The 22,577-nt window shown below is 40.8% G+C and carries 16 protein-coding genes; all 16 read left to right on the forward strand.

Features of this window, described 5'->3' with window-relative positions; genetic code table 11:
- Positions 1 to 191 precede the first annotated feature (191 nt).
- The 16 genes from MHH68_RS08255 (at position 192) to MHH68_RS08330 (ending at position 22,492) form a co-directional block, all read left to right on the forward strand.
- Positions 192 to 3,308: an MMPL family transporter gene (locus MHH68_RS08255; RefSeq protein ID WP_339165718.1), complete on the forward strand. Its 3,117-nt coding sequence runs from the start codon at positions 192 to 194 to the stop codon at positions 3,306 to 3,308.
- Between the two features lie 145 nt (positions 3,309 to 3,453).
- The gene (locus MHH68_RS08260) at positions 3,454 to 4,734 is read left to right on the forward strand and encodes a pitrilysin family protein (RefSeq protein WP_339165719.1); all 1,281 of its coding nucleotides are present in this window, start codon (positions 3,454 to 3,456) and stop codon (positions 4,732 to 4,734) included.
- A complete protein-coding gene (locus tag MHH68_RS08265) occupies positions 4,731 to 6,023 on the forward strand; it encodes a pitrilysin family protein (protein ID WP_058013951.1) in 1,293 nt (430 codons plus the stop codon). Before MHH68_RS08260 ends, MHH68_RS08265 begins: the two co-directional genes overlap by 4 nt.
- A gap of 152 nt (positions 6,024 to 6,175) precedes the next feature.
- Positions 6,176 to 6,652, forward strand: a complete 477-nt coding sequence (locus tag MHH68_RS08270; RefSeq protein WP_144521483.1) for a MarR family transcriptional regulator — start codon at positions 6,176 to 6,178, stop codon at positions 6,650 to 6,652.
- Positions 6,630 to 9,749, forward strand: a complete 3,120-nt coding sequence (locus MHH68_RS08275) for an MMPL family transporter (RefSeq protein WP_339165720.1) — start codon at positions 6,630 to 6,632, stop codon at positions 9,747 to 9,749. Before MHH68_RS08270 ends, MHH68_RS08275 begins: the two co-directional genes overlap by 23 nt.
- A gap of 31 nt (positions 9,750 to 9,780) precedes the next feature.
- Positions 9,781 to 10,509 carry an SDR family oxidoreductase gene (locus MHH68_RS08280; protein WP_339165721.1) on the forward strand — a complete coding sequence of 243 codons (729 nt, stop codon included), beginning with the start codon at positions 9,781 to 9,783 and terminating at the stop codon, positions 10,507 to 10,509.
- A 73-nt stretch (positions 10,510 to 10,582) separates the two neighbouring features.
- Positions 10,583 to 10,840, forward strand: coding sequence for a DUF3243 domain-containing protein (locus MHH68_RS08285; RefSeq protein ID WP_003211590.1), 258 nt, complete (start codon positions 10,583 to 10,585; stop codon positions 10,838 to 10,840).
- A 131-nt stretch (positions 10,841 to 10,971) separates the two neighbouring features.
- Positions 10,972 to 11,763, forward strand: a complete 792-nt coding sequence (locus MHH68_RS08290) for a DUF3388 domain-containing protein (protein ID WP_003211480.1) — start codon at positions 10,972 to 10,974, stop codon at positions 11,761 to 11,763.
- Between the two features lie 23 nt (positions 11,764 to 11,786).
- On the forward strand, positions 11,787 to 12,698 hold the full coding sequence (locus tag MHH68_RS08295; protein ID WP_339165722.1) for a helix-turn-helix domain-containing protein: 912 nt from the start codon (positions 11,787 to 11,789) through the stop codon (positions 12,696 to 12,698).
- A 73-nt stretch (positions 12,699 to 12,771) separates the two neighbouring features.
- Positions 12,772 to 13,353 carry a CDP-diacylglycerol--glycerol-3-phosphate 3-phosphatidyltransferase gene (gene pgsA / locus MHH68_RS08300; RefSeq protein ID WP_012010018.1) on the forward strand — a complete coding sequence of 194 codons (582 nt, stop codon included), beginning with the start codon at positions 12,772 to 12,774 and terminating at the stop codon, positions 13,351 to 13,353.
- 16 nt (positions 13,354 to 13,369) lie between these two features.
- Positions 13,370 to 14,620 (forward strand): competence/damage-inducible protein A, encoded by a 1,251-nt coding sequence (locus MHH68_RS08305; protein WP_339165723.1) that lies wholly within the window; start codon positions 13,370 to 13,372, stop codon positions 14,618 to 14,620.
- A gap of 176 nt (positions 14,621 to 14,796) precedes the next feature.
- Entirely contained in the window at positions 14,797 to 15,837 is a 1,041-nt protein-coding gene (gene recA / locus MHH68_RS08310; RefSeq protein WP_034662211.1) for a recombinase RecA, read from the forward strand.
- 500 nt (positions 15,838 to 16,337) lie between these two features.
- A complete protein-coding gene (rny, locus tag MHH68_RS08315) occupies positions 16,338 to 17,900 on the forward strand; it encodes a ribonuclease Y (protein ID WP_003211958.1) in 1,563 nt (520 codons plus the stop codon).
- 88 nt (positions 17,901 to 17,988) lie between these two features.
- Entirely contained in the window at positions 17,989 to 18,783 is a 795-nt protein-coding gene (locus MHH68_RS08320) for a TIGR00282 family metallophosphoesterase (RefSeq protein WP_058013943.1), read from the forward strand.
- 201 nt (positions 18,784 to 18,984) lie between these two features.
- Positions 18,985 to 19,245, forward strand: a complete 261-nt coding sequence (spoVS, locus tag MHH68_RS08325; RefSeq protein ID WP_003211281.1) for a stage V sporulation protein SpoVS — start codon at positions 18,985 to 18,987, stop codon at positions 19,243 to 19,245.
- Between the two features lie 202 nt (positions 19,246 to 19,447).
- A complete protein-coding gene (locus MHH68_RS08330) occupies positions 19,448 to 22,492 on the forward strand; it encodes an efflux RND transporter permease subunit (protein ID WP_339165724.1) in 3,045 nt (1,014 codons plus the stop codon).
- Positions 22,493 to 22,577: the final 85 nt, after the last annotated feature.

Here is a 22,577-nt window from a genome sequence, read left to right on the forward strand (position 1 = left end):
ATTCATTTTCTGTCTTTCTTTAGGCAGAAATTGAGTTCGCGTGGTGATGATGAATGTGTGTTTCTTCAACACGAAAAGACAATTGAATAGGTCATTCTGCCATTAGCACGTTGAAGGAGACGCAGTCAGCACTTCAGACACGCTCAAAAACAGCAATTTGATTGATGAACTAGAAGGAGCTTGAAGCAGCTATGTTGCAAATAATTAAAGCAAGATGGATTGTATTAGTGGTGTGGGTGATAACAGCTGTGATTCTGTTTATTACTGCGCCCAATTTAGAGGAATTAACAAGAGAAAAAGGGCAATTAAAGGTTCCGGAGGGGACACCAACAGCTGAGGCACTTCACTTATTGGATAAGCTCACAGATCAAAATGGGAAAAAAGATACGGGTGTCATTGTATTCTCCGAACAACATCTGTTCCCTAAGAAAGAGCAGGAATTAAAAAAGGCTTTATCTGCACTCATGACACATGCTCCAGACCTCCACATTGACGGAATTACTTCGTATTTTCATGTAGATCCGGACATTCAAAAACAACTTTTATCAAAGGATAAAAGTACACTTCTTGTTCCATTCAAATTCGACCACTACGAAACAAAAGCTGTGAAGATTAAAGAACAAATTGAGGAAGTTTTAAAGCCCTATCATGTCTCATATGAAATGACGGGACAAAAATTTGTGGATTCAGATGTCATTCAAAGCTCTCAACAAGGTCTGAAGAAAACTGAACTTATCACGATTATTTTTATTTTCTTTATTTTAATCATTGTTTTCAGATCGATTTTGGCACCTGTTGTTCCACTCATTACGATCGGCATTTCTTATGCCGTCAGCCGTTGTATTGTGGCTTTTCTAGTAGAATATATGCAATTTCCTCTATCTAATTTTACTCAGATTTTTATGGTAGCGATTATGTTCGGTATAGGAACAGATTATTGTATTTTGCTGTTAAGCCGTTTTAAAGAAGAAATCGGTCAAGGTCGTGATGTCAAAGAGTCGATTATCATCACATATAAATGTGCAGGGAAAACGGTCCTTTTCAGCGGCTTAGCCGTATTAGTCGGTTTCTCAAGCATTGGGTTTGCCAAATTTCAATTGTATCAATCAGCTGTTAGTGTTGCTGTAGGAGTTGGCATCCTGCTGATCGCCCTTGTCACCATCGTACCCTTTTTTATGTCTGTTTTCGGAAAATCCCTTTTCTGGCCGTCTAAAAGAGAAAACATTCGCCACCCGCAAAGTAAAATGTGGGAATGGGCTGGGCGTTTTTCATTTAAAAGGCCGCTGATCAGCCTGGGTTTAGTTGCACTCATTACGGTGCCCCCTATTTTGATGTACGACGGGACTCTTTCTTATAACAGCTTAAATGAGATTGGGACAAAATATGAATCAGTGTCTGCATTTAATACGATATCAGAGCAATTTGGCTTTGGGGAAGCGCTGCCCCTGAATGTACTTGTTGAAAGTGACAACAAGTTAGATAACCAAGAAAAGATTGTCATGATTGAAAAACTAACCCGTAAATTAAATGACATTGACGAAGTAAAGACGGTCCGCAGTGTCACTCGTCCTGTTGGTGATGGATTAAGTCAGCTTTACGTCACCTCTCAAGCAAAAGAGCTGGGAGGAGAACTTGGTAAAGGCCATGAAGGAATCGGAAAAATTTCAGATGGTTTGACCGAAACAAATCTTGCCCTTCTTAAACAAAAACCAAAAATTCAAGAATCCGCTAAAGGCATTGACCAGCTGATTGATGGAACAAAAGCGATCAAAAGCGGCATTGGAGAAGTAAGGGAGTCCCTGATCTCTTTAGAAGATGGGGTGAGGCGCAGTAAAGATGGTGTCGGGACCATCCGAAGTAAAATCAAAAAAGCAAAAAAGGAATTAGAGCAAGAATATCGCAGCAGTGAAGCGATGATTCAAGAGCTTAAACGAATGGTGAGTACGCTAGAACGTCATGCGAAATCAAATCAGCAGCTGATAACCACCATTAAAAAAGTAAAAGGTTCGTATGAAAGTGTATCGTTTGAAGCACTTGAAAAACGGCTTCCTGAAGTAAAAGATATGGATGAATATAAAGAAATAAAGGAAGTATTCAAAGACACAAAAGGAATGCTTGATCAAGCAGGGGATCAAATGAATCTGTATGAAGAGGAAGCCTCTCTGTTTAAAGAAAAGATCAAAAAAGCAGATTCAGTGATTCAAAGCTTTTCAAGCAAGCAAAAAGAAGTAAAACATCAAGTGAGAGCGCTCATGGAAGGGCTGGACCAAATTTATGCCGGTCTTGATCAAACAAATGAAGGACAAAAACAATTGATCAAAGAAATGCCTAAAATTGAAGACGGCGCAGATCAACTGACAGGCGGACAAAAAGCCATCAAAAAAGGATTTAACCAGCTTTCATCAAAACTGACATTATTAACAGATGGATTAGGTGAAAGCATTGAAGGGCTCGAGCAGGTCAAAAGCGGCTTCACAGAGGCGGACGGCTATTTAAAGCAGCTTCAGCAAGCGCCAGATGAAGAAATAACGGGCTGGTTTATTCCAGAAGAAGTGCTGAAACGCCATGAATTTAAACAAATCTTTCAAACGTATATGTCTCCAGATCGTAAATTAACAACCTTAGAAGTTATTTTAAATGTGAATCCATACAGCAATGAGGCGATGAAAGGCGTTGCAAAAATTGAGGAAACCCTTGATCAATATTTACCTGTCAGCGGGTTAAAGAATGCAAATTACGGTGTGTCTGGTATCTCAAGTTTAAATGTAGATTTAAAAGAAACATCTGACGGTGACTTTATTCGAACGGTCATTTTCATGTTAGTTGGCATCTTTATCATTTTAATTATATTATTACGGTCAATCGTCATGCCGATATACTTAACACTTTCACTCATTTTAACGTATTTTACATCCGTCGGTTTAACAGAATGGATCTTTAAAACATTTTTTGGCTACGACGGTCTCAGCTGGGCTGTCCCATTTTTCAGCTTTGTCATTCTTGTCACCCTTGGCATTGATTATTCGATCTTCCTAATGGATCGCTTTAATGAATGGAAGGGAGAGCATGTGCAAGCATCCATGATATCAGCGATGAGAAATATGGGTTCTGTCATTATTTCAGCAGTCGCGATATTAGCGGGAACCTTCGCCGCTATGCTGCCGTCCGGTGTATTATCACTTGTTGAAATTGCAACGGTCATACTCATTGGGCTTTTATTATATGCTTTTGTTGTATTACCGCTCTTTATCCCAGTTATGGTTCGTATTTTCGGTAAATGGAATTGGTGGCCTTTTAGAATGAAATAACGGCCGGCGTCTCTGCTGATAGCAGAGGCGTTTTTATTTCCTATCCTTTCCTCTGATTGATATAATGTCTATTAAATGGCTGTTTTACGTATATATCAGCTATGTTCTAATACATAATAAATAGGATGAACAAAGGAGGTTTCTCATGACGTACTTACAAGAGAAGACACTAGACACACCTGGTCTTCATACTCATATTGTCAAAACAGAAAAATTTAAAACGGTCACAATCCTTTTTAAAATGCTTGCTCCTCTATCGAAAGATGACGTCACCATGCGTTCACTTTTCCCGCATGTGCTGTTAAGAGGAACAGAGAAAATGCCGAAAACAGGAGAATTACGTGCTTATTTTGATGAGCTTTATGGTGCAACTGTTTCGGCAGACATGGCGAAAAAAGGGGAGAATCACATCATTACCTTCCGCCTTGAAATGGCGAATGAAAAATATTTAAAGGATCAAACTCCTTTACTAGAAAAAGGGATTGCCTTACTATCTGATCTACTATTCCATCCTTATGTTGAAGATGGAGCCTTTAGTCAATTATATGTAGATCAAGAAAAGCGCACTTTAAAACAGCGAATTCAAGCAGTGTATGATGATAAAATGCGTTACTCGAACTTAAGGCTTGTGCAGGAAATGTGCAAAGGTGAACCGTATGCGCTGCACGTTAATGGAGAAATGGAAGATATCGAAACGATCACAGCTCATTCGCTGTTTGAAGCATATAAGCATGCGCTTCAAACAAATCAGCTTGATCTTTATGTTGTGGGAGATGTAGACGAACAAGACATCAGCCGAATGGTCTCTCAATACTTCAAAACAAGTGATAGAGAACCGGTCAAACAACATGCTGAATCGGCAAGCACGCAAAGAGAAGCAAAAGAAGTCATCGACGAAGAGGACGTGAAACAAGGCAAGCTGAATATCGGCTTTCGCACGCATACGACGATTGCAGATGACGATTATCCGGCTTTGCATTTGTTTAATGGCATATTCGGTGGCTTCTCGCATTCGAAGCTATTCATCAATGTTCGGGAAAAAGCAAGTCTTGCGTACTATGCTGTGTCTAGACTTGAGAGCTTTAAAGGGTTGATGATGGTCATGTCAGGGATTGAAGTCGGCAACTATCAGCAGGCAGTAGATATCATTAAAGAACAATTTGAAGCGATGCAAAAAGGTGATTTTTCAGATGAAGCGATTGACCAAACTAAAGCTGTTGTCAAAAATCAGCTGCTTGAAACGATCGATACATCTTATGGGACAGCAGAATACCTATATCAGCATGCCGTTGTGCCAACAGGGGAAACGCTTGATTCCTTTTTAGAAGCACTTGACCGAGTGACAAAAGAGGACATCATCAAAGTGGGTCAGAAAATCGAATGGGATACGACCTATTTTCTTAAAGGAACGGAGGGTGCTTCATGACAGTGAAAACAATTCAATTCGACCAGCTGCAAGAAACGGTCTATCACGAAAAAATGGAGAGCGGACTTGACGTCTATGTGCTCCCGAAGCAAGGGTTTAACAAAACCTATGCAACCTTTACAACAAAATACGGCTCTGTCGACAATGAATTTGTGCCGCTTGGCAAAGAAGACATGATCCGAGTGCCTGATGGAATTGCGCATTTCTTAGAGCATAAACTGTTTGAAAAAGAAGATGGAGACGTATTTCATACATTTAGTAAACAAGGAGCATCCGCAAATGCTTTTACGACATTTACGAGAACAGCTTACTTATTCTCAAGCACCTCAAATGTCGAACAAAACCTTGAGACACTCATTGATTTTGTGCAAGAACCTTATTTTACTGAAAAAACAGTCGAAAAAGAAAAGGGCATCATTGGTCAAGAGATTAACATGTATGATGACAATCCTGACTGGCGTTTATTCTTTGGTTTGATTGAAAATCTATATCAAGAGCATCCTGTGAGAATTGATATAGCTGGAACAGTAGAAAGCATCGCTCCGATTACAAAAGATCATTTGTATGAATGCTATGAAACGTTCTATCACCCAAGCAATATGCTTCTATTTGTTGTCGGTCCCGTTGATCCGAAGCAAATATTAGATCAAGTTCGAGCGAATCAGGCGAAAAAGCCATTTACAGACCAGCCAGAGATCAAACGAAAAGACATCAATGAGCCTGAAGGTGTGTACCGAAAAGAATACGAACTTCCAATGAACGTACAAGGCTCGAAATGTATGTTTGGATTAAAAACAAAGAATCCTCATAAAAAAGGCAATGAACTGTTAAAACATGAGCTCGGTATGAATCTCATTTTAGAGACGCTGTTTGGTAAAAGCTCCTTACAATATGAACAGATGTATGAAAAAGGCTTAATTGATGAGACCTTCAGCTACGATTATACGGAAGAAGGCGGCTTTGGCTTCACATCAGTTGGAGGAGACACAAATGATCCAGATCAACTGGCGAAAGTATTAAAAGAAACCCTTCTTCAAGCAAAGAACTTAATCTCAGAAGAGAAAATTGAGCTTGCGCGCAAGAAGAAAATCGGCAGCTTTTTAAAAGCCATGAACTCTCCTGAATACATTGCGAACCAATTCACTCGATATGCATTTTTAGACATGAGCTTATTTGATGTTGTGACTATGCTGGAACAGATCCAATTAACCGACATTCAGCACATTTTAGAAGAAGAAATTGATGAAGAACGGATGTCTGTTTTCAAAGTTGTCCCGAAAACAAAATAAAATGAAAAAAAGACAAACTCAACGTATAAGAGTTTGTCTTTTTTGTGTCCAACGAAAGAAAGCGCTTTATATGTGAGGGTATTGATTGACAATTGTTTTGGCAATTAGTTAAACTCTTTAATAGTTAAACAATCAAACTAAAGGAGCAGCATATGGTACAAAATAAAATTGCACAGCTCATCCAGAGATATGCGGACGTCTATCTCATGATGGAGAAAAAAGTATCGAGTATGATCACGGAAAAGCTGGATAAAGAACTGACACTTGATCAATATTACTCGCTTCGATACATCAACTTACACCCAGGATGTACATCAACAGACCTTGCCATCGAATGTAATGTCAATAAAAGTGCTGTGACATCCATGACCAATCGTCTTTTTAATAAAGATTATATTTATCGAGAGCATGATCAAGCTGATCGAAGAAACGTTCATCTCTATGTGACACCCGAAGGAAAAGACGTGGTCAGCCGAATGGAGAAGCAGCTTCAGGATCTTGTTCGGTCATATTTAGAAAAGTTTGATGAAAAGGAAATCGAATCATTTATTCAAACATATGAAAAGATTTATCAAATTATCATCGAAGAGGAGGCACAACATAGTAATGAGAGCAATCATAAAAGGTAGATGGCTGATCACGATCCTCTGGGTCGTACTAGCGGCAGTATTACTCATCACCGCTCCTAATATGGCGCAATTAACTAAAGAAAAAGGGCAAATTTCTGTTCCTGATGGTTATCCTTCTTCCTACGCCGATCAATTATTAAAGAACATGTCTAAAAATGGGGATACGGAGAAGTCGATCGTCATAGTCTTCCAAGGTAAGGATATCGTTAAAGAAAGAGAAACCTCTTTAAAGAAAGCGATGGAGATATTAGAAAAGGATCAAGACCTCCATGTGGAAGACATCACTTCTTATTTTGATGCAAACAAAGATATCAAAAAACAGATGCTCTCTAAAGATCAAACAACACTTCTTGTTCCAGTTACATACGACTCGAACAAAATCAAAGCATCCGATTTTAAAGAAAGAGTCAATGAAAAGCTAAAGAGTCTGAACCTGACATTTGAAATGACAGGGCAGCCGCTGATCGACGATGATGTCATCACAAGCTCGCAAGAAGGTCTGAAAAAAACGGAATTCATTACAATTGGGTTTATTTTAATTGTTCTTGTGCTTGTCTTCAGATCGGCAGTAGCACCATTCGTTCCTTTAGTGGCAGTGGCGCTTTCTTATTTAATCAGCCAATCGATTGTGGCTTATCTAGTAAAGTATGTTGATTTTCCGCTCTCGACTTTTACCCAAATTTTTATGGTCGCCATCATGTTTGGGATTGGTACCGACTACTGCATCTTATTGCTAAGCCGGTTTAAAGAAGAACTATCTCATGGGAAAGATAAGATTGAGGCCATTATTACAACATATAAGACGGCAGGTAAAACCGTTTTATTCAGCGGAATTGCTGTCCTCATTGGTTTTACGTGTATCGGTTTAGCCCAATTCCAACTGTATAAATCAGCTGTAGCAGTGGCAGTTGGTGTCGCCGTGTTAATTGTGGCACTCCTCACGGTCGTTCCATTCTTTATGGCGGTTTTAGGAAAAGTGTTATTCTGGCCGATTAAAGGAGATATTGCCCACCCGCAATCGAAAATGTGGGAAACAGCAGGTCGTTTTTCATTTAAGAAACCACTTTTCAGCTTGCTAATCGTTGCAATCATTACCCTTCCGCCGATTCTCATGTATAAAGGGACACTTTCATATAACAACCTTGATGAAATCGGCAATAAATACGAATCCGTCAACGCGTTCAATACCATCTCTGACAAATTTGGACCAGGTGAAGCCCTTCCAGCAACAGTTGTGGTAAAATCATCTGACCTTTTAGACAATAACAAAGGCCTGATTGCTATTGAAAAACTCAGCCGCGCGATCGAACAAACAGATGGCGTGAGTAAAGTGAGAAGTGCCACACGTCCTGTTGGTAAAGGACTGAATGATCTTTACGTGAAATCTCAAGCCAAAGAGCTAAATAGCGGGCTTGATAAAAGTAATGAAGGGTTGAAAAAGATCCAAGATGCACTGACGACAATGAGTCAATCCATTGAGGATCAAACGCCGCAAATCAAATCATCTGGAAAAGGCATTAACAAATTGATTTCTGGTACAGAATCAGTGCAAACAGGCATTCAAAACGTCGAAAAGTCGTTAAGAGATTTACAAAGCGGAATCGATCAAAACAAAAACGGTGTTGCACAGATTAAAGAGAAAATTAAAGGTGCGAAAAAGGAATTAACGGCTCAAGTCGCACAAGTGAATCAGCAAGTGTCGCTGTATAAAAGCATCTCCAAAGAATTAAAAGCAGCATTGGCGCAGGTGGATACGTCATCCTCTGCCGCAGCAGATGTAAAAGCATTAATCACACAAGCAAATAAACAATTTAGTACACTTGAAAAACAAATTCCGCAGGTGAAAGAAAATCAATCGTATCAAGCCATCAAAGCTTCATATAATGAACTTTCTACGACCTTGCAAGAAGGGGCGAAGCAGGCAGACAGCTATGCCAAACAAGCGAAAGAAGCTAGAAAACAGCTTGAAGCAGCGGATGCCTTCATCGCAAAAGCTTCAGAGCAGCAAAAAGTTTTGACGAGTCAAATCGATGAACTCATTGCTGGCTTAGATGCAATTGAAACAGGATTGGATAAAACGTCTAAAGGTCAAGGGCAAATAGCTGATAATATGCCAAAGCTTGCAAATGGTGCCGGGCAAGTGATTGATGGTCAAAAACAAATGAAAGAAAAGATTGGCGGCTTTGGTGATGACCTAACCAAACTGACAGATGGACTGAACAAAAGCGTCGATGGCTTGGAGAAGATTTCAAGCGGATTAATGGGTGCAGGTGACTACTTAGACGAACTAAAAAATGCACCAGATCAAGACATGGCCGGTTGGTTTATTCCAAAAGATGTCCTGAAAAATAAAGCATTCAAGCAAGTGTTCGATTCCTATATGTCGGATGACCGCAAGATGACAAAGATTGACGTCATTTTAGAAAACAATCCATATGGGAACGACGCCATGAAAACGATTAAACAAGTAGAAGCTTCGGTAAAACGTGCACTTCCTGAAACAAATCTAAAAGATGTTTCATTTGGCGTATCTGGTGTATCAAGTATGAACGCTGATTTAAAACAGCTGTCAGACCAAGACTTCAATAAGACAGTTCTTTACATGATGATCGGTATTTTCCTGATACTCGTGATTCTGTTCCGTTCTCTCGTTATGCCGCTTTACTTAGTTGGATCGCTGATTTTGACGTACTTCACTGCGATTGGTGTCACAGAATTTATTTTCACCCATTTCTTTGGATATCCGGGCATTAACTGGGCGGTTCCATTCTTTGGATTTGTCATATTAATGGCGCTCGGAGTCGATTATTCGATTTTCTTAATGGAGCGGTTCAATGAATACAAAACAAAAGACATTCAGTTTGCGATGACTGAATCAATGAAGAATATGGGCTCTGTCATTATGTCTGCTGCTGTTATTTTGGCAGGAACATTTGCAGCCATGCTTCCTTCAGGAGTGCTGTCTCTCTTGCAGATTGCAACACTTGTCCTCACTGGGCTTTTGCTGTACGCACTCGTTGTGCTACCATTGTTCGTACCTGTGATGGTGAAATTGTTCGGATCAGCGAACTGGTTCCCATTTAAACGGAAAGAATAGATATTTTAAATAGAAAGTAGGAATCCATGTGATGAGTCGTTGGGCGCTGATAACAGGTGCCAGTGGCGGGATTGGGCAGGCTGCAGCCAAAAGGCTTGCCCAGGAAGGCTGCCACGTGATGCTCCATTATCACAAAAATGAACAGGCAGCCGTGCAGCTTGCCGCTGAGCTGGAAGAAACATGTCATATTCAGACGCATGTCGTTCAAGCGGATTTAGCTAAAACGGGCGGAGCAGATGAGCTCGTCAGCCGTCTGGCCGTATCTCCAGATATTCTTGTATTAAATAGCGGTAAGAGTCATGTCGGATTAGTGACAGATACAGAAAAAGACGTATTAGCCAGTATGGTGCAGCTTCATGTCACAAGTCCATATGAGCTCACCCAACACCTATTGCCAGCCATGATTCAAAAAAAAGCAGGTCATATTGTTGCGGTAAGCTCGATATGGGGAGAAACAGGGGCATCGTGTGAAGTGCTGTACAGCATGGTGAAGGGCGCGCAAAATGCGTTTATTAAAGGTCTGGCAAAAGAGCTTGCCCCAAGTGGAATTAGAGCAAATGCTGTTTCACCAGGTGCCGTCCATACAGACATGATGAAAAGCTTCACACAAGAAGATATTGACATGCTGGAGGAAGAAATCCCGCTTGGCCGGCTTGCATCACCTGAGGAGATTGCTGATGTCATTTGGTTTCTCGCCTCAAAGCAGTCAAGTTATATGACAGGTCAAGTTTTATCCGTTAATGGCGGCTGGTACTGTTAAAAAACGTGTATAATTCATCACTCCATGACAAAAGCTATGGCTGTAATTCATCTTTTCGAATGGAGGAATCGACATGTCAGTACTTGAGAACTGGGACCATTGGAAAAACTTTTTAGGTGACCGTTTAAATCATGCGCAGGATAAAGGCTTAAAAGATGATACCATCAATAACCTTGCGTATGAAATTGGCGGATATTTAGCTAACGAAGTTGAAGCAAAGAACGAGCAAGAAAGAGTACTTGCTGACCTTTGGAGCGTTGCATCAGAAGATGAGCAGCGCGCAATTGCCAATATGATGGTCAAATTGGTTGAAAATAATAGCTCGCACTAAACAAAAAGAGGGGTCGTTTGTGCCTCTCTTTTTATTTTAACTGTTTCACAACATTGTGCTTTCTAAAAATGTGAAAATGCTTTATGATATAGGAAGGTAAAAATTTGCCACAATGAAGGGGGTAATATCATTTGGCAAAGCTCGAATGGTATTTTGAATATGAGATACAGGTAAACCGTCCCGGACTTTTAGGAGACATTTCATCTCTAATGGGGATGCTTTCAATTAATATTGTGACAATTAATGGTGTTGATGTATCAAGACGCGGAATGCTTCTGCGCTGTGACCATACAGATCAAATTAAGCGCCTTGAATCAATTTTAAATACAATGGAAACGATAAAAGTAACGAAATTAAGACAGCCAAAACTACGTGACCGCTTAGCGGTTCGTCACGGCAGATATATTCAGCGTGATGCAGATGACAAAAAGACGTTCCGCTTTGAAAGAGACGAGCTTGGTCTTCTTGTTGATTTTATGGCAGAACTATTTAAAAAAGAAGGACATAAATTGATTGGGATTCGCGGGATGCCGCGTGTCGGAAAAACAGAATCAATTGTGGCTTCAAGTGTATGTGCCAGCAAGAGATGGCTTTTTGTATCGTCCACTCTTTTGAAACAGACGATCCGAAGTCAGCTGATTGCGGATGAATACAGCCCAGATAACGTCTTTATTATTGATGGGATTGTGTCGACGCGAAGAGGTTCTGAGAAGCACTTGCAGCTTTTAAGAGAAATTATGAGACTGCCGGCAACAAAAGTAGTTGAGCATCCAGACATCTTTATTCAAAATTCAGAATATACAATGGATGATTTCGACTATATCATTGAATTGCGTAATAGTGCAGACGAAGAGATTACATATGAGCACGCTGAAGAACCACAAGTGTTTGATCATTCTGGTTTTTCTGGCTTCGATTTTTAATATGGTAATGGTAGGTGTTTGTTTTGACTGAATTGGGAAAACGGCTCATTGAGGCCAGAGAGGAAAAAGGGATGTCGCTGGAGGATCTTCAGACGGTGACCAAAATCCAAAAGCGCTACTTGCTAGCAATCGAACAAGGAAACTATGATATTATTCCAGGTAAATTTTACGTCAGAGCGTTTATTAAACAATATGCCGAAGCCGTTGGACTAAATCCTGAACAATTGTTCGAAGAATTTCGTAAAGATGTGCCGAGCACGTATAACGATGAAGTATCTGATAAATTATCAAATATTAAGCCGCAAAGAGAGCTGCCAAAGCCTGCCTCGAAGGTGCTTGAGCTGCTGCCGACCATTTTGGTTATTGGAGGCGTCCTTGTGGTCATCGCGATCATTTATGTCATCGTGCAGGCGGTCAATCATGATAGCGGACAGAAGAACAACCAGACGGCTCCTCAGAAGTCAGAATCTAAGTATGAAGTATCTGAGGATTCATCTCTTGCAAAAGATCAAAAGAAAAAAGAAAAAGCTCCGTCAGATGATCAAGAAAAATCATCTAAAAAAGATGACTCATCAAAGGATTCATCCAAAGACGATGAAACGGTCTCTTTGAAGGCAGCGAATACAGAAGGCTCAACGACAACGTATGAAGCGTCAGGCGCAGATGAGATGGAGTTAACCATTTCTGCTACAAAAGCTTCATGGCTGCGCGTCAGAGACGAATCTGGAAAAGTGCTGAAAATGGGTGAACTAAAAGATGGTGAATCGTTTAAAACAGACCTGTCTGAGCTCTCTCAGGTCGATATCCGTCTAGGCAATGCGACTGGAATTGATATTAAGGTGAATGACGAGACGCTAAAGTACGAATTAGACCCTAAGAACACCATGACACAAAACATTGTGATTGTGAATAAAGGAAAGGAAAAGTCATCTTAAGCAAGTAGATGACTTTTCTTTTGTTCCTACTATTATATACATAAAAAAATGGCTTATTGGAGGATTGAAATTCATGTTTAACTTACCGAATAAAATAACTCTTTCTAGGATCGCCTTGATCCCTGTTTTTATGATCATTATGCTTGCACCTTTAGATTGGGGCGTTGCGCGTTTTGGTCACGTCAGCATCGAAGTGACGCATCTTGTTGGAGCAATCCTGTTTATTGTCGCTTCGACAACGGACTGGATTGATGGGTACTATGCGCGTAAACTGAACTTAGTGACGAATTTTGGTAAATTTTTAGATCCGCTTGCAGATAAATTGCTTGTTTCAGCTGCTTTAATTATACTTGTTCAGTACAACCTCACGCCGGCATGGATGGCGATTGTGATCATTAGCCGTGAATTTGCTGTAACTGGTCTAAGGCTTGTACTAGCCGGAGGCGGTGAAGTGGTAGCAGCTAATATGCTTGGTAAAGTGAAAACATGGGCGCAAATCATTGCGATTTCAGCCCTTCTCTTGCATAACCTTCCGTTTGAACTTGTATCATTCCCGTTTGGTGACCTTGCGATGTGGGTAGCAGTGTTCTTCACTGTTGTGTCAGGCTGGGATTACTTTGTGAAAAACTGGGAAGCTTTAAAGAATTCTAACTAAAAAGGACGTGTACGCTTTGAAGTCAGAGAGAAAAGCAGAAATTATTGCAGTCGGTTCCGAACTTTTGCTAGGGCAAATTACGAATACGAATGCACAATTCATCAGCAAACAGCTAGCTGAAATTGGTGTGAATGTTTATTACCATACAGCAGTTGGTGACAATCCAGAGCGTTTAAAAAGCGCCATTCAAGTGGCGCAGGAAAGATCGAATTTTATTATCTTCTCAGGTGGTCTTGGACCAACGAAAGATGATTTAACAAAAGAAACCATTGCGAGTACGCTCGGAAAAGAGCTCGTGCTAAATGAAGAAGCGTTTGAATCCATTCAAGAATACTTTCGAAAGACTGGACGAGACATGTCACCGAATAACCGGAAGCAGGCGCTCGTTCTAGAAGGTTCTGATGTGCTTGTGAACCGGTTTGGGATGGCCCCAGGTATGTTTATTCAAGAAAACGATACGTTTTATATGCTGCTTCCTGGCCCGCCAAGTGAACTGCATCCGATGTTTGAGAACGAGGCGAAACCGCTGATATCTGAGAAACTGGGTTTAAAGGAAAAAATCGTGTCTGTTGTTCTTCGCTTCTTCGGAATCGGTGAATCACAGCTTGAAACAGACCTAGAAGATTTAATTGATGCTCAAACAAACCCAACGATTGCACCTCTTGCATCTGACGGTGAAGTAACACTTAGGCTCACGGCCAAGCATGAGGATGAAAAAGAAACGGAGCGTCTGTTAAAAGAAACAGAAGCGAAAATTTTAGCACGGGTAGGAGAGTACTTCTACGGTTATGGTGATACCTCACTTGTCCGTGAAGCTTCAAAGGCCTTGCACGAACACGGGAAAACAGTGGCAGCGGCTGAGAGCCTGACAGGCGGAATGTTTTCTGAATGGCTGACAGATCTTGAAGGTGCATCGTCGATTTTAAGCGGCAGTATCGTTTGTTATACAAACAAAGTCAAACAGCAGGTGCTTGGCTGCCGGGAAGAAACATTGTCTTCTCATGGTGCTGTCAGCAAAGAGTGTGCTTTAGAGCTTGCTGAAGGTGCTAGAAAGCTTACGGGAAGTGATATTGGCATTAGCTTTACGGGTGTAGCAGGCCCTGATACCCAAGAGGGACAGCCTGTCGGGAAAGTGTTCATCGGGCTATCTACGAAAGACCATACTGACGTGTTTGAATGGATGTTTACAGGAAGCCGGTCGGGCATTCGCAAGCGCGCTGTGAAATACGGTCTGCATCACTTGCTCAATTTATTAAAAGAAAGTTAATTTTGTTTTTTGTTAGGTTTACTCCTTTATAAAAGAGTGTTTTTTCTACTAGAAATCACTCTTTTCTTAAAAATTTGCCAAGAAAAAATCGAATATGTGTTCGTTTTTTTCTTGGCAAATGACGTAAAACAAGGTATAGTATAGATAGTGGAATTGATAAAGGAGGAAACAATAGAATGAGTGATCGTCAAGCAGCCTTAGATATGGCTCTTAAACAAATAGAAAAGCAGTTTGGTAAAGGCTCTATTATGAAACTAGGAGAGCAAACAGATACACGTATTTCAACAGTACCGAGTGGTTCGTTAGCACTTGATACTGCACTAGGAATAGGTGGATATCCTCGTGGTCGTATTATTGAAGTATATGGTCCAGAGAGTTCTGGTAAAACGACAGTAGCACTTCATGCCATTGCTGAGGTTCAGCAGCAGGGAGGACAAGCTGCATTTATCGATGCAGAGCATGCGCTCGATCCAGTTTACGCTCAAAAACTAGGTGTCAATATTGATGAGCTGTTACTTTCTCAGCCTGATACAGGAGAACAAGCACTTGAAATTGCAGAAGCTCTTGTCCGTAGTGGTGCAGTTGATATTGTTGTTATTGACTCAGTAGCTGCTCTTGTACCAAAAGCAGAGATTGAAGGAGACATGGGTGATTCACACGTTGGTCTACAAGCACGCTTGATGTCCCAAGCACTTCGTAAACTATCTGGTGCCATTAATAAATCAAAAACCATTGCCATCTTTATTAACCAAATTCGTGAAAAAGTTGGGGTCATGTTCGGTAACCCTGAAACAACGCCAGGTGGACGTGCGCTGAAGTTCTATTCATCTGTTCGTTTAGAAGTGCGCCGTGCTGAACAGCTGAAGCAGGGCAATGACATTATGGGGAATAAAACGAGAATTAAAGTAGTGAAAAACAAAGTAGCACCGCCATTCCGTATTGCAGAAGTAGACATTATGTACGGTGAAGGAATCTCAAAAGAGGGCGAAATCATCGACCTTGGAAGCGAACTAGATATCGTACAAAAGAGCGGTGCTTGGTATTCTTACCAAGAGGAACGTCTTGGACAAGGCCGTGAAAATGCGAAACAGTTCCTTAAAGAAAACAAAGATATTCTTCTCATGATTCAAGAACAAATTAGAGAGCACTACGGTTTGGATACAAACGGAGTGAAAGCAGCTGAAGAAGAAGAAGGTCAAGAGGAATTGGAAATTTAAAGACTAAAAGACACTGAAAAGCGTCTTAGATAGTTGACAAAGGGCTAAAATGATCTTTATTTTAGCCCTTTGTCTTCTTTTCAGCGTGATAGAAAACCTTTGAAGTCTAGGAAGGGTGAGTACCGGAGCGGAGCGAATTCAACATTCGTGAGCACCGGAGCGCAGACCTGACACCGAATGCGAGGGTTTGTCTACATGCTAAAGACGCTGAAAAGCGTCTTTTTTTTACATTTACATGACAGCTAGCAGGTCAAAAGTTCTGACTTTGCTTGAAATAACGACTTACGCCTCAGTCTGACTAGCTTGACAAGTATTTCCGACACAATTACAATGGAAATGTATCACTTGTTTTTCTTAACATGATTGATAACTAATTTAAACTTGACAAGGGCAGTGAGGATCTCATTCCCTGTGAAGGCCCTGTATGTTGAGACTCAAAACAATGTACATGCCGACACTTTATTTGTAAAACCAAGTTCATAGCAAGAGGAGGTGAAAATATGTCGCCTACGATGTTTACGATCATCTCCATTTTGCTGAGCCTAATCTGTTTAGTTGTTGGCTACTTTGTTCGTAAAACCATTGCAGAAGCAAAAATATCCGGCGCAAGAAACATGGCCGAACAAATTGTTGAGGATGCAAAGCGTGATGCGGAAGCATTGAAGAAAGAAGCGCTCTTGGAAGCGAAAGATGAAATTCATTCCTTTCGAGTAGAGGCGGAGCAAGAAGTTCGTGAAAGACGTAATGAGCTTCAAAGACAAGAAAACCGTTTACTTCAAAAAGAGGAAAATCTTGATCGCAAAGATGAATCTTTAGATAAACGGGAGTCCCTGTTGGAGAAGAGAGATCATTCTCTGAATGAACGACAACAACATATTGAAGAGATGGAAAGCAAAGTGGATGATATGATTCGTTTGCAGAAAGCCGAGTTGGAACGTATTTCAAGTTTAACTCGAGATGAAGCGAAACAAATCATTCTGGATCAAGTTGAAAATGAGCTTTCCCACGACATTGCAGTCATGACGAAAGAATCTGAAAACCGAGCGAAAGAAGAGGCTGATAAAAAGGCGAAAAACATTCTTTCACTTGCGTTACAGCGTTGTGCAGCTGATCATGTAGCTGAAACGACGGTATCTGTAGTCAATCTTCCAAATGATGAGATGAAAGGTCGTATTATCGGACGTGAAGGACGAAATATCCGTACGTTAGAAACGTTAACAGGTATTGACTTGATCATAGATGATACACCTGAAGCTGTTATCCTATCGGGCTTTGATCCGATTAGACGTGAAACAGCGAGGATAGCTCTGGACAAGCTAGTCCAGGATGGCCGCATTCATCCTGCACGAATTGAAGAAATGGTGGAAAAATCACGCCGTGAAGTCGATGATTATATCCGTGAGATGGGTGAGCAAACGACATTCGAAGTCGGAGTTCACGGTCTGCATCCGGATCTCATCAAAATTCTCGGTCGCTTAAAATTCCGTACAAGTTATGGACAAAATGTCCTGAAGCATTCAATTGAGGTTGCACATCTTGCAGGTCTCATGGCTTCAGAGCTTGGAGAAGATGCAAAGCTTGCAAAACGAGCAGGTCTTCTGCATGACATTGGAAAAGCCATTGATCATGAAGTAGAAGGAAGCCACGTAGAAATTGGCGTTGAGCTTGCGACGAAATATAAAGAGCATCCTGTTGTCATCAACAGTATTGCCTCTCACCACGGTGACCAAGAACCGACATCTATTATCGCTGTTCTTGTTGCAGCAGCAGATGCATTATCTGCAGCACGCCCTGGTGCAAGAAGTGAGACGCTTGAAAATTACATTCGGAGACTTGAGAAATTAGAAGATATCTCTGAATCTTATGAAGGTGTTGAAAAATCGTTTGCGATACAGGCTGGACGTGAAGTGCGTATTATGGTGAAGCCGGATTCAATTAATGATCTTGAAGCTCACCGTCTAGCAAGGGATATTCGTAAGCGGATTGAGGACGAGCTCGATTACCCTGGTCACATTAAAGTGACGGTCATTCGAGAAACTCGCGCAGTAGAGTATGCAAAATAGAGCGGTGCGCTTAGCGCCGCTTTATTTTTTTGTGTAAATATGCAACACTGATAAGAAGTCAATTTATAAGAGGAAGGGTTCAAAGCGCATGAAAATATTATTTGTTGGAGATATTGTCGGTTCACCTGGACGAGACACACTGAAAGAATACTTGCCAAAACTAAAGAAAAAATATCAGCCCCACTTTACCATTGTCAATGGAGAAAATGCTGCTCATGGAAAAGGGATAACTGAAAAAATCTATCATGAGCTGCTGCAAGCGGGAGCTGACGTACTCACAATGGGCAACCATACATGGGATAAAAGAGACATTTTTGATTTCATCGATGACGCTGCCCACATGGTTCGTCCAGCGAACTTCCCAGAAGGCACACCTGGTAAAGGTTTGACGTTTATAAAAAAACAAGGAAAAGAATTAGCCGTCATCAACCTGCAAGGACGTACGTTTTTACCCCCACTTGACTGCCCATTTCAAAAAGCAGACGAGTTAATTGCAGAAGCATCCAAACGTACACCGTTCATTTTTATTGATTTTCATGGTGAAGCCACAAGTGAAAAACTAGCGATGGGCTGGTATACAGACGGCCGTGCATCATGTGTCGTTGGAACGCATACACATGTGCAAACAGCTGATAACCGCGTTTTGCCAAAAGGAACTGCTTATATTTCAGATGTAGGAATGACAGGACCTTATGATGGCATTTTAGGTGTTGATCGGGAGACGATTATTAAACGATTTAAGACAAGTCTTCCCGTCCGTTTTGAGATTGCAGAAGGACGCACGACATTAAGTGCAGTCATCGTAGAAATTGACGAACAGTCGAAAAAAGCTGTCAAAATTGATCGAATTTTGATAAATGATGACCATATTTTCTTTGAATAAATATTCACAAATTTATTTCAGAAAAATATTAATCAGAAAGAAGGAATATGCGCCCTCTATCGTGAATATAGTAAAAATGGTAGGTAGCCTGCTATTTTTGAAAAACATTTTGGGGATGGATTTTCAAAAAATAGCATCATCTAACAAAGATTGTTCTAATGAACACTCACTTATCCATTGTAAATTTAAGGGGGAGCAGAAATGGAAATTTTAAAAGTTTCAGCAAAGTCAAATCCGAATTCAGTAGCAGGAGCATTAGCAGGCGTTTTACGTGAACGCGGTGCAGCGGAAATACAAGCAATCGGCGCTGGAGCGCTGAATCAGGCGGTCAAGGCTGTAGCCATAGCAAGGGGATTTGTTGCACCAAGCGGAGTGGATTTGATATGCATTCCAGCCTTTACTGACATTCTTATCGATGGAGAAGAAAGAACAGCCATCAAATTGATTGTTGAGCCACGATAATTCTAATTTTATTATTTTCAACCTGCTTACATCATGTAAGCAGGTTGTTTTTGTTTACCACTATACATTTCTTATATAACATATTCAGTTCATGAAATAGATAAAAATTACATATTAGAGCTTGCATTTTTTCACCATGATGATAAATTAAGATTAAGTTAAAAGTACTTCATCAAAAACAAATATTTAAGTAGGTGAAATAATGGTTGAAGCTTTTTTGAAAAGAGGAAAGCTTGTTTTTATTTTATTTTTTATTGTTCTCATTGCTGGTGGCTATTTATTTACGCAGCTTCCTAAGCGAGAACTGCCAGAATTTCAAGCGAATATCGTCACAATTTCCACCGTTTTCCCGGGTGCGGATGCAAAACAGGTAGAAAGTGATGTAACCAATAAGCTCGAATCAGCCATATCTGATATCAATGGAGTAGAGAAAACGAGCTCTGTTTCTGCCATTGGTTTTTCAAATATTGTGCTTGAAATTGATGATCAAGCCGACTTTCAAAAGGTGGCAAGTCAAATTAAGAACGAAACCACAAGTACTGCGTCGTCCTTTCCTGATGGAGTGATGGAGCCTGATGTAAAGGATGAGTTTGGCAACGTGCCGGTTGGTTCTTATATGGTTGTGGCAAGTCAATCAGCAGACTTAGCAAAAAGTCAGGAATCGCTGCGTGCGTTGAAGGAAAAGGTTGAGGACATCAAAGGGGTAGACAGTGTCGTCATCAAAGGATTCAATGACAAGCAAGCGGTATTAAATTTAGATTCAAGCAAACTAGAGGATGAAGGGTTAAATGTAACGGATGTCACAAATGCCATCAATCAGGAGTTTGACACATCCCCACTAGGTGACATTCGGACAGGCGGTGAGAAGGTTAAGCTGTCCATAGGTACCTACGACCGTTTGGAACAAGTGAAAAAGCTTGAGCTCTTCTCCAAAACAAACCGGGAGCCGGTCACAATCAGTCAGCTTGGCAGCTTAAAAGAAGTAGAAAAAGAGAAAAGTGACATTGTGTCGTATAACGGAAAGCCTGCCTATTCATTTACAGTCAATATCAAACCAGGGCTTGATATCCCTAAAATGTATGACAAAGTCAGTGATGTTATTGAGAAAGAGAAAGAGCTTCCAAATGGCGTCGAGTGGGTAAACTACTATTCACAAAAAAGTGAAGTGGATGCCATTTTTAATGATTTGATAAAAGAAGCCATTGTTGCGGTCATCGCTGTGATTGTTGTCACCACACTTGGTCTTACCATTGGCGGTGCGTTTATCGTTTCACTTGCCATCCCGTTATCAATCACAATCGGAACGATTCCACTGCCATTTTTACAAGTGGACCTCAATCAGATTTCGATTATCGGCTTTATCATTGCCCTAGGAATACTTGTCGATGATGCCATTGTCGTCAACGATAATATTTTAAGGCAGATGAAAAAATATGAAAGTCCGCTGAAAGGAACGATTGCAGGGGTCAAAGAAGTTGCAGGATCTATTTTGACTTCCACACTTGCAGTTGTGTTTGCTTTCTTGCCGCTTGTTTTCCTATCAGGTGCAAACGGTTCATTTATACGAGCATTACCGTCTGTCCTCGTGACGACTGTACTTGCGTCTATGGTGATTTCTCTGACTCTAGTGCCAGTCTATCAATATACCGTGAACCGAAAAAGACAGAACAAGAAAATTCAAAAAGAGCCAGGATTCCTAGGCAAACCGTTAAAAAAATTAGCTGATTTTTATGCAGACCGCGTGCTGACGAACATTGTGAAGCGTCCGCTGCTTATTGGCTTAAGTGGTTTGCTTGTTGCAACGCTTGCCTTTTTACTAATTTTCATCACACCATTTGAATTTTTCCCTGCAGCGAATAAGAAAGAAGTGGTTGTCACTGTCACACTTCCGAGTGAAACAACATTAGACAAAACAAATGAAACATTAGAGAAAATAGAACAAGAGATCAAACAGCAGAAAGGTATTGAAGAGACGGCGATCTTTGCAGGCGGCGGTGTACCGAATCTGTTTAATGAAAGTATCTCAAATGCAAGTGATCATACTGGTCAGGTTGTCGTGAGAGTAGACAATGATCAGATGACGAGTAAACAATTGATCGATCGTATGACAGAGCCGTTGCGTAAGAAATTTAAAGATGCTGATATCTTTATGAAAACCATTGTTCAAGGACCCCCAACTGGTGCGCCTGTGACAGTAACTATTGCGGGTGACTCATTTGCAAAGCTCATTGATGTCAAAGAAACGCTCACAAGTGAAATGAAAGAAAAAGGAGCAAGCTTGATTACTGACGATGTCAATCAGCCGGTAAAAACGATCTCCTTTGAACTAAACCGTGACCGAATGGCAGAGGATGGCCTTAGCGCTCAGTTTGTCAGCAGACAGCTCGGTCTTGTGACAGAAGGCATGCCATTAGGCAGCTTTAAACAAGGAACAAAAGATATCGACTTAGTGGTCAAACAGGATGTAGGTACACATCAAAATGGATTAAAGCTAAACAAAATAAAAGTGCCTGTCAATTCAAATGAAGGCGGTATGCCTTCACTAGAGCCACTTAGCCGATATGTAAAAGAAAAAGAAACAGAGCAGTATGAAAGCATTCCACATGAAAATGGAATCCCGACCATTACGCTGAAGGCGTACCTTGGCACGTCAGACTCGTTTAAAGGCGACATGAAAGAAGTCGTCGATCAAATAGGAAAAACGGATGCAGCGAAGGATCTAGCTATTTCTCAAGGCGGAGAAAATGAAAATCAATCCCAGTTCTTTATTGAAATTAGTCTCTTGTTTGGAGTTGTCTTGCTGCTCATTTATGTAACCATCGCTTTCCAGTTCAATTCATTGATGCTGCCACTATTAGTTCTAGGAACGGTTTACTTAGCGATATCTGGAGCTGTTATCGGACTATTTGTCACACAAACGCCGTTCAGCTTTATGGCAACAATGGGAATTGTCTCATTAGCTGGTATCGTGGTCCGAAATGCGGTTGTCTTGTTCGAATTTATTGAGCAGCGGCGTAAACAAGGATTCGATCAACAGACAGCTGTCATTGAAGCAGGAAGAGCAAGGATCAGGCCAATTTTACTAACCGCATTTACGGCACTTGTCGCCCTTATGCCTGTAGCATTAAGTAATGATCCGCTCTTTAAGCCATTGGCAATCTGCATTGTATCGGGTGTCTTTTTCTCAACAATTTTGACACTATTAATCGTGCCAGCCTTATATATTGCCGTTTCAAAAAGACGGTGAATCAAAAAGTAAATCTCCTTTTCTATGGGGATTTGCTTTTTTTTTTAGAAAAATATCCAAAAAAATATGTGGAGTGCTCATTTGT

The organism is Bacillus sp. FSL K6-2841 (genome assembly GCF_037976435.1).
In the GTDB taxonomy this organism is placed as follows: domain Bacteria; phylum Bacillota; class Bacilli; order Bacillales; family Bacillaceae; genus Bacillus; species Bacillus pumilus.

Coding starts and splice junctions, on each gene's coding strand:
- spoVS (WP_003211281.1), top strand. CDS start 18,985: ATGGAAATTTTAAAAGTTTCAGCAAAGTCAAATCCGAATTCAGTAGCA.
- MHH68_RS08255 (WP_339165718.1), top strand. CDS start 192: ATGTTGCAAATAATTAAAGCAAGATGGATTGTATTAGTGGTGTGGGTG.
- MHH68_RS08260 (WP_339165719.1), top strand. CDS start 3,454: ATGACGTACTTACAAGAGAAGACACTAGACACACCTGGTCTTCATACT.
- MHH68_RS08285 (WP_003211590.1), top strand. CDS start 10,583: ATGTCAGTACTTGAGAACTGGGACCATTGGAAAAACTTTTTAGGTGAC.
- MHH68_RS08270 (WP_144521483.1), top strand. CDS start 6,176: ATGGTACAAAATAAAATTGCACAGCTCATCCAGAGATATGCGGACGTC.
- pgsA (WP_012010018.1), top strand. CDS start 12,772: ATGTTTAACTTACCGAATAAAATAACTCTTTCTAGGATCGCCTTGATC.
- MHH68_RS08265 (WP_058013951.1), top strand. CDS start 4,731: ATGACAGTGAAAACAATTCAATTCGACCAGCTGCAAGAAACGGTCTAT.
- rny (WP_003211958.1), top strand. CDS start 16,338: ATGTCGCCTACGATGTTTACGATCATCTCCATTTTGCTGAGCCTAATC.
- MHH68_RS08280 (WP_339165721.1), top strand. CDS start 9,781: ATGAGTCGTTGGGCGCTGATAACAGGTGCCAGTGGCGGGATTGGGCAG.
- recA (WP_034662211.1), top strand. CDS start 14,797: ATGAGTGATCGTCAAGCAGCCTTAGATATGGCTCTTAAACAAATAGAA.
- MHH68_RS08330 (WP_339165724.1), top strand. CDS start 19,448: ATGGTTGAAGCTTTTTTGAAAAGAGGAAAGCTTGTTTTTATTTTATTT.
- MHH68_RS08275 (WP_339165720.1), top strand. CDS start 6,630: ATGAGAGCAATCATAAAAGGTAGATGGCTGATCACGATCCTCTGGGTC.
- MHH68_RS08320 (WP_058013943.1), top strand. CDS start 17,989: ATGAAAATATTATTTGTTGGAGATATTGTCGGTTCACCTGGACGAGAC.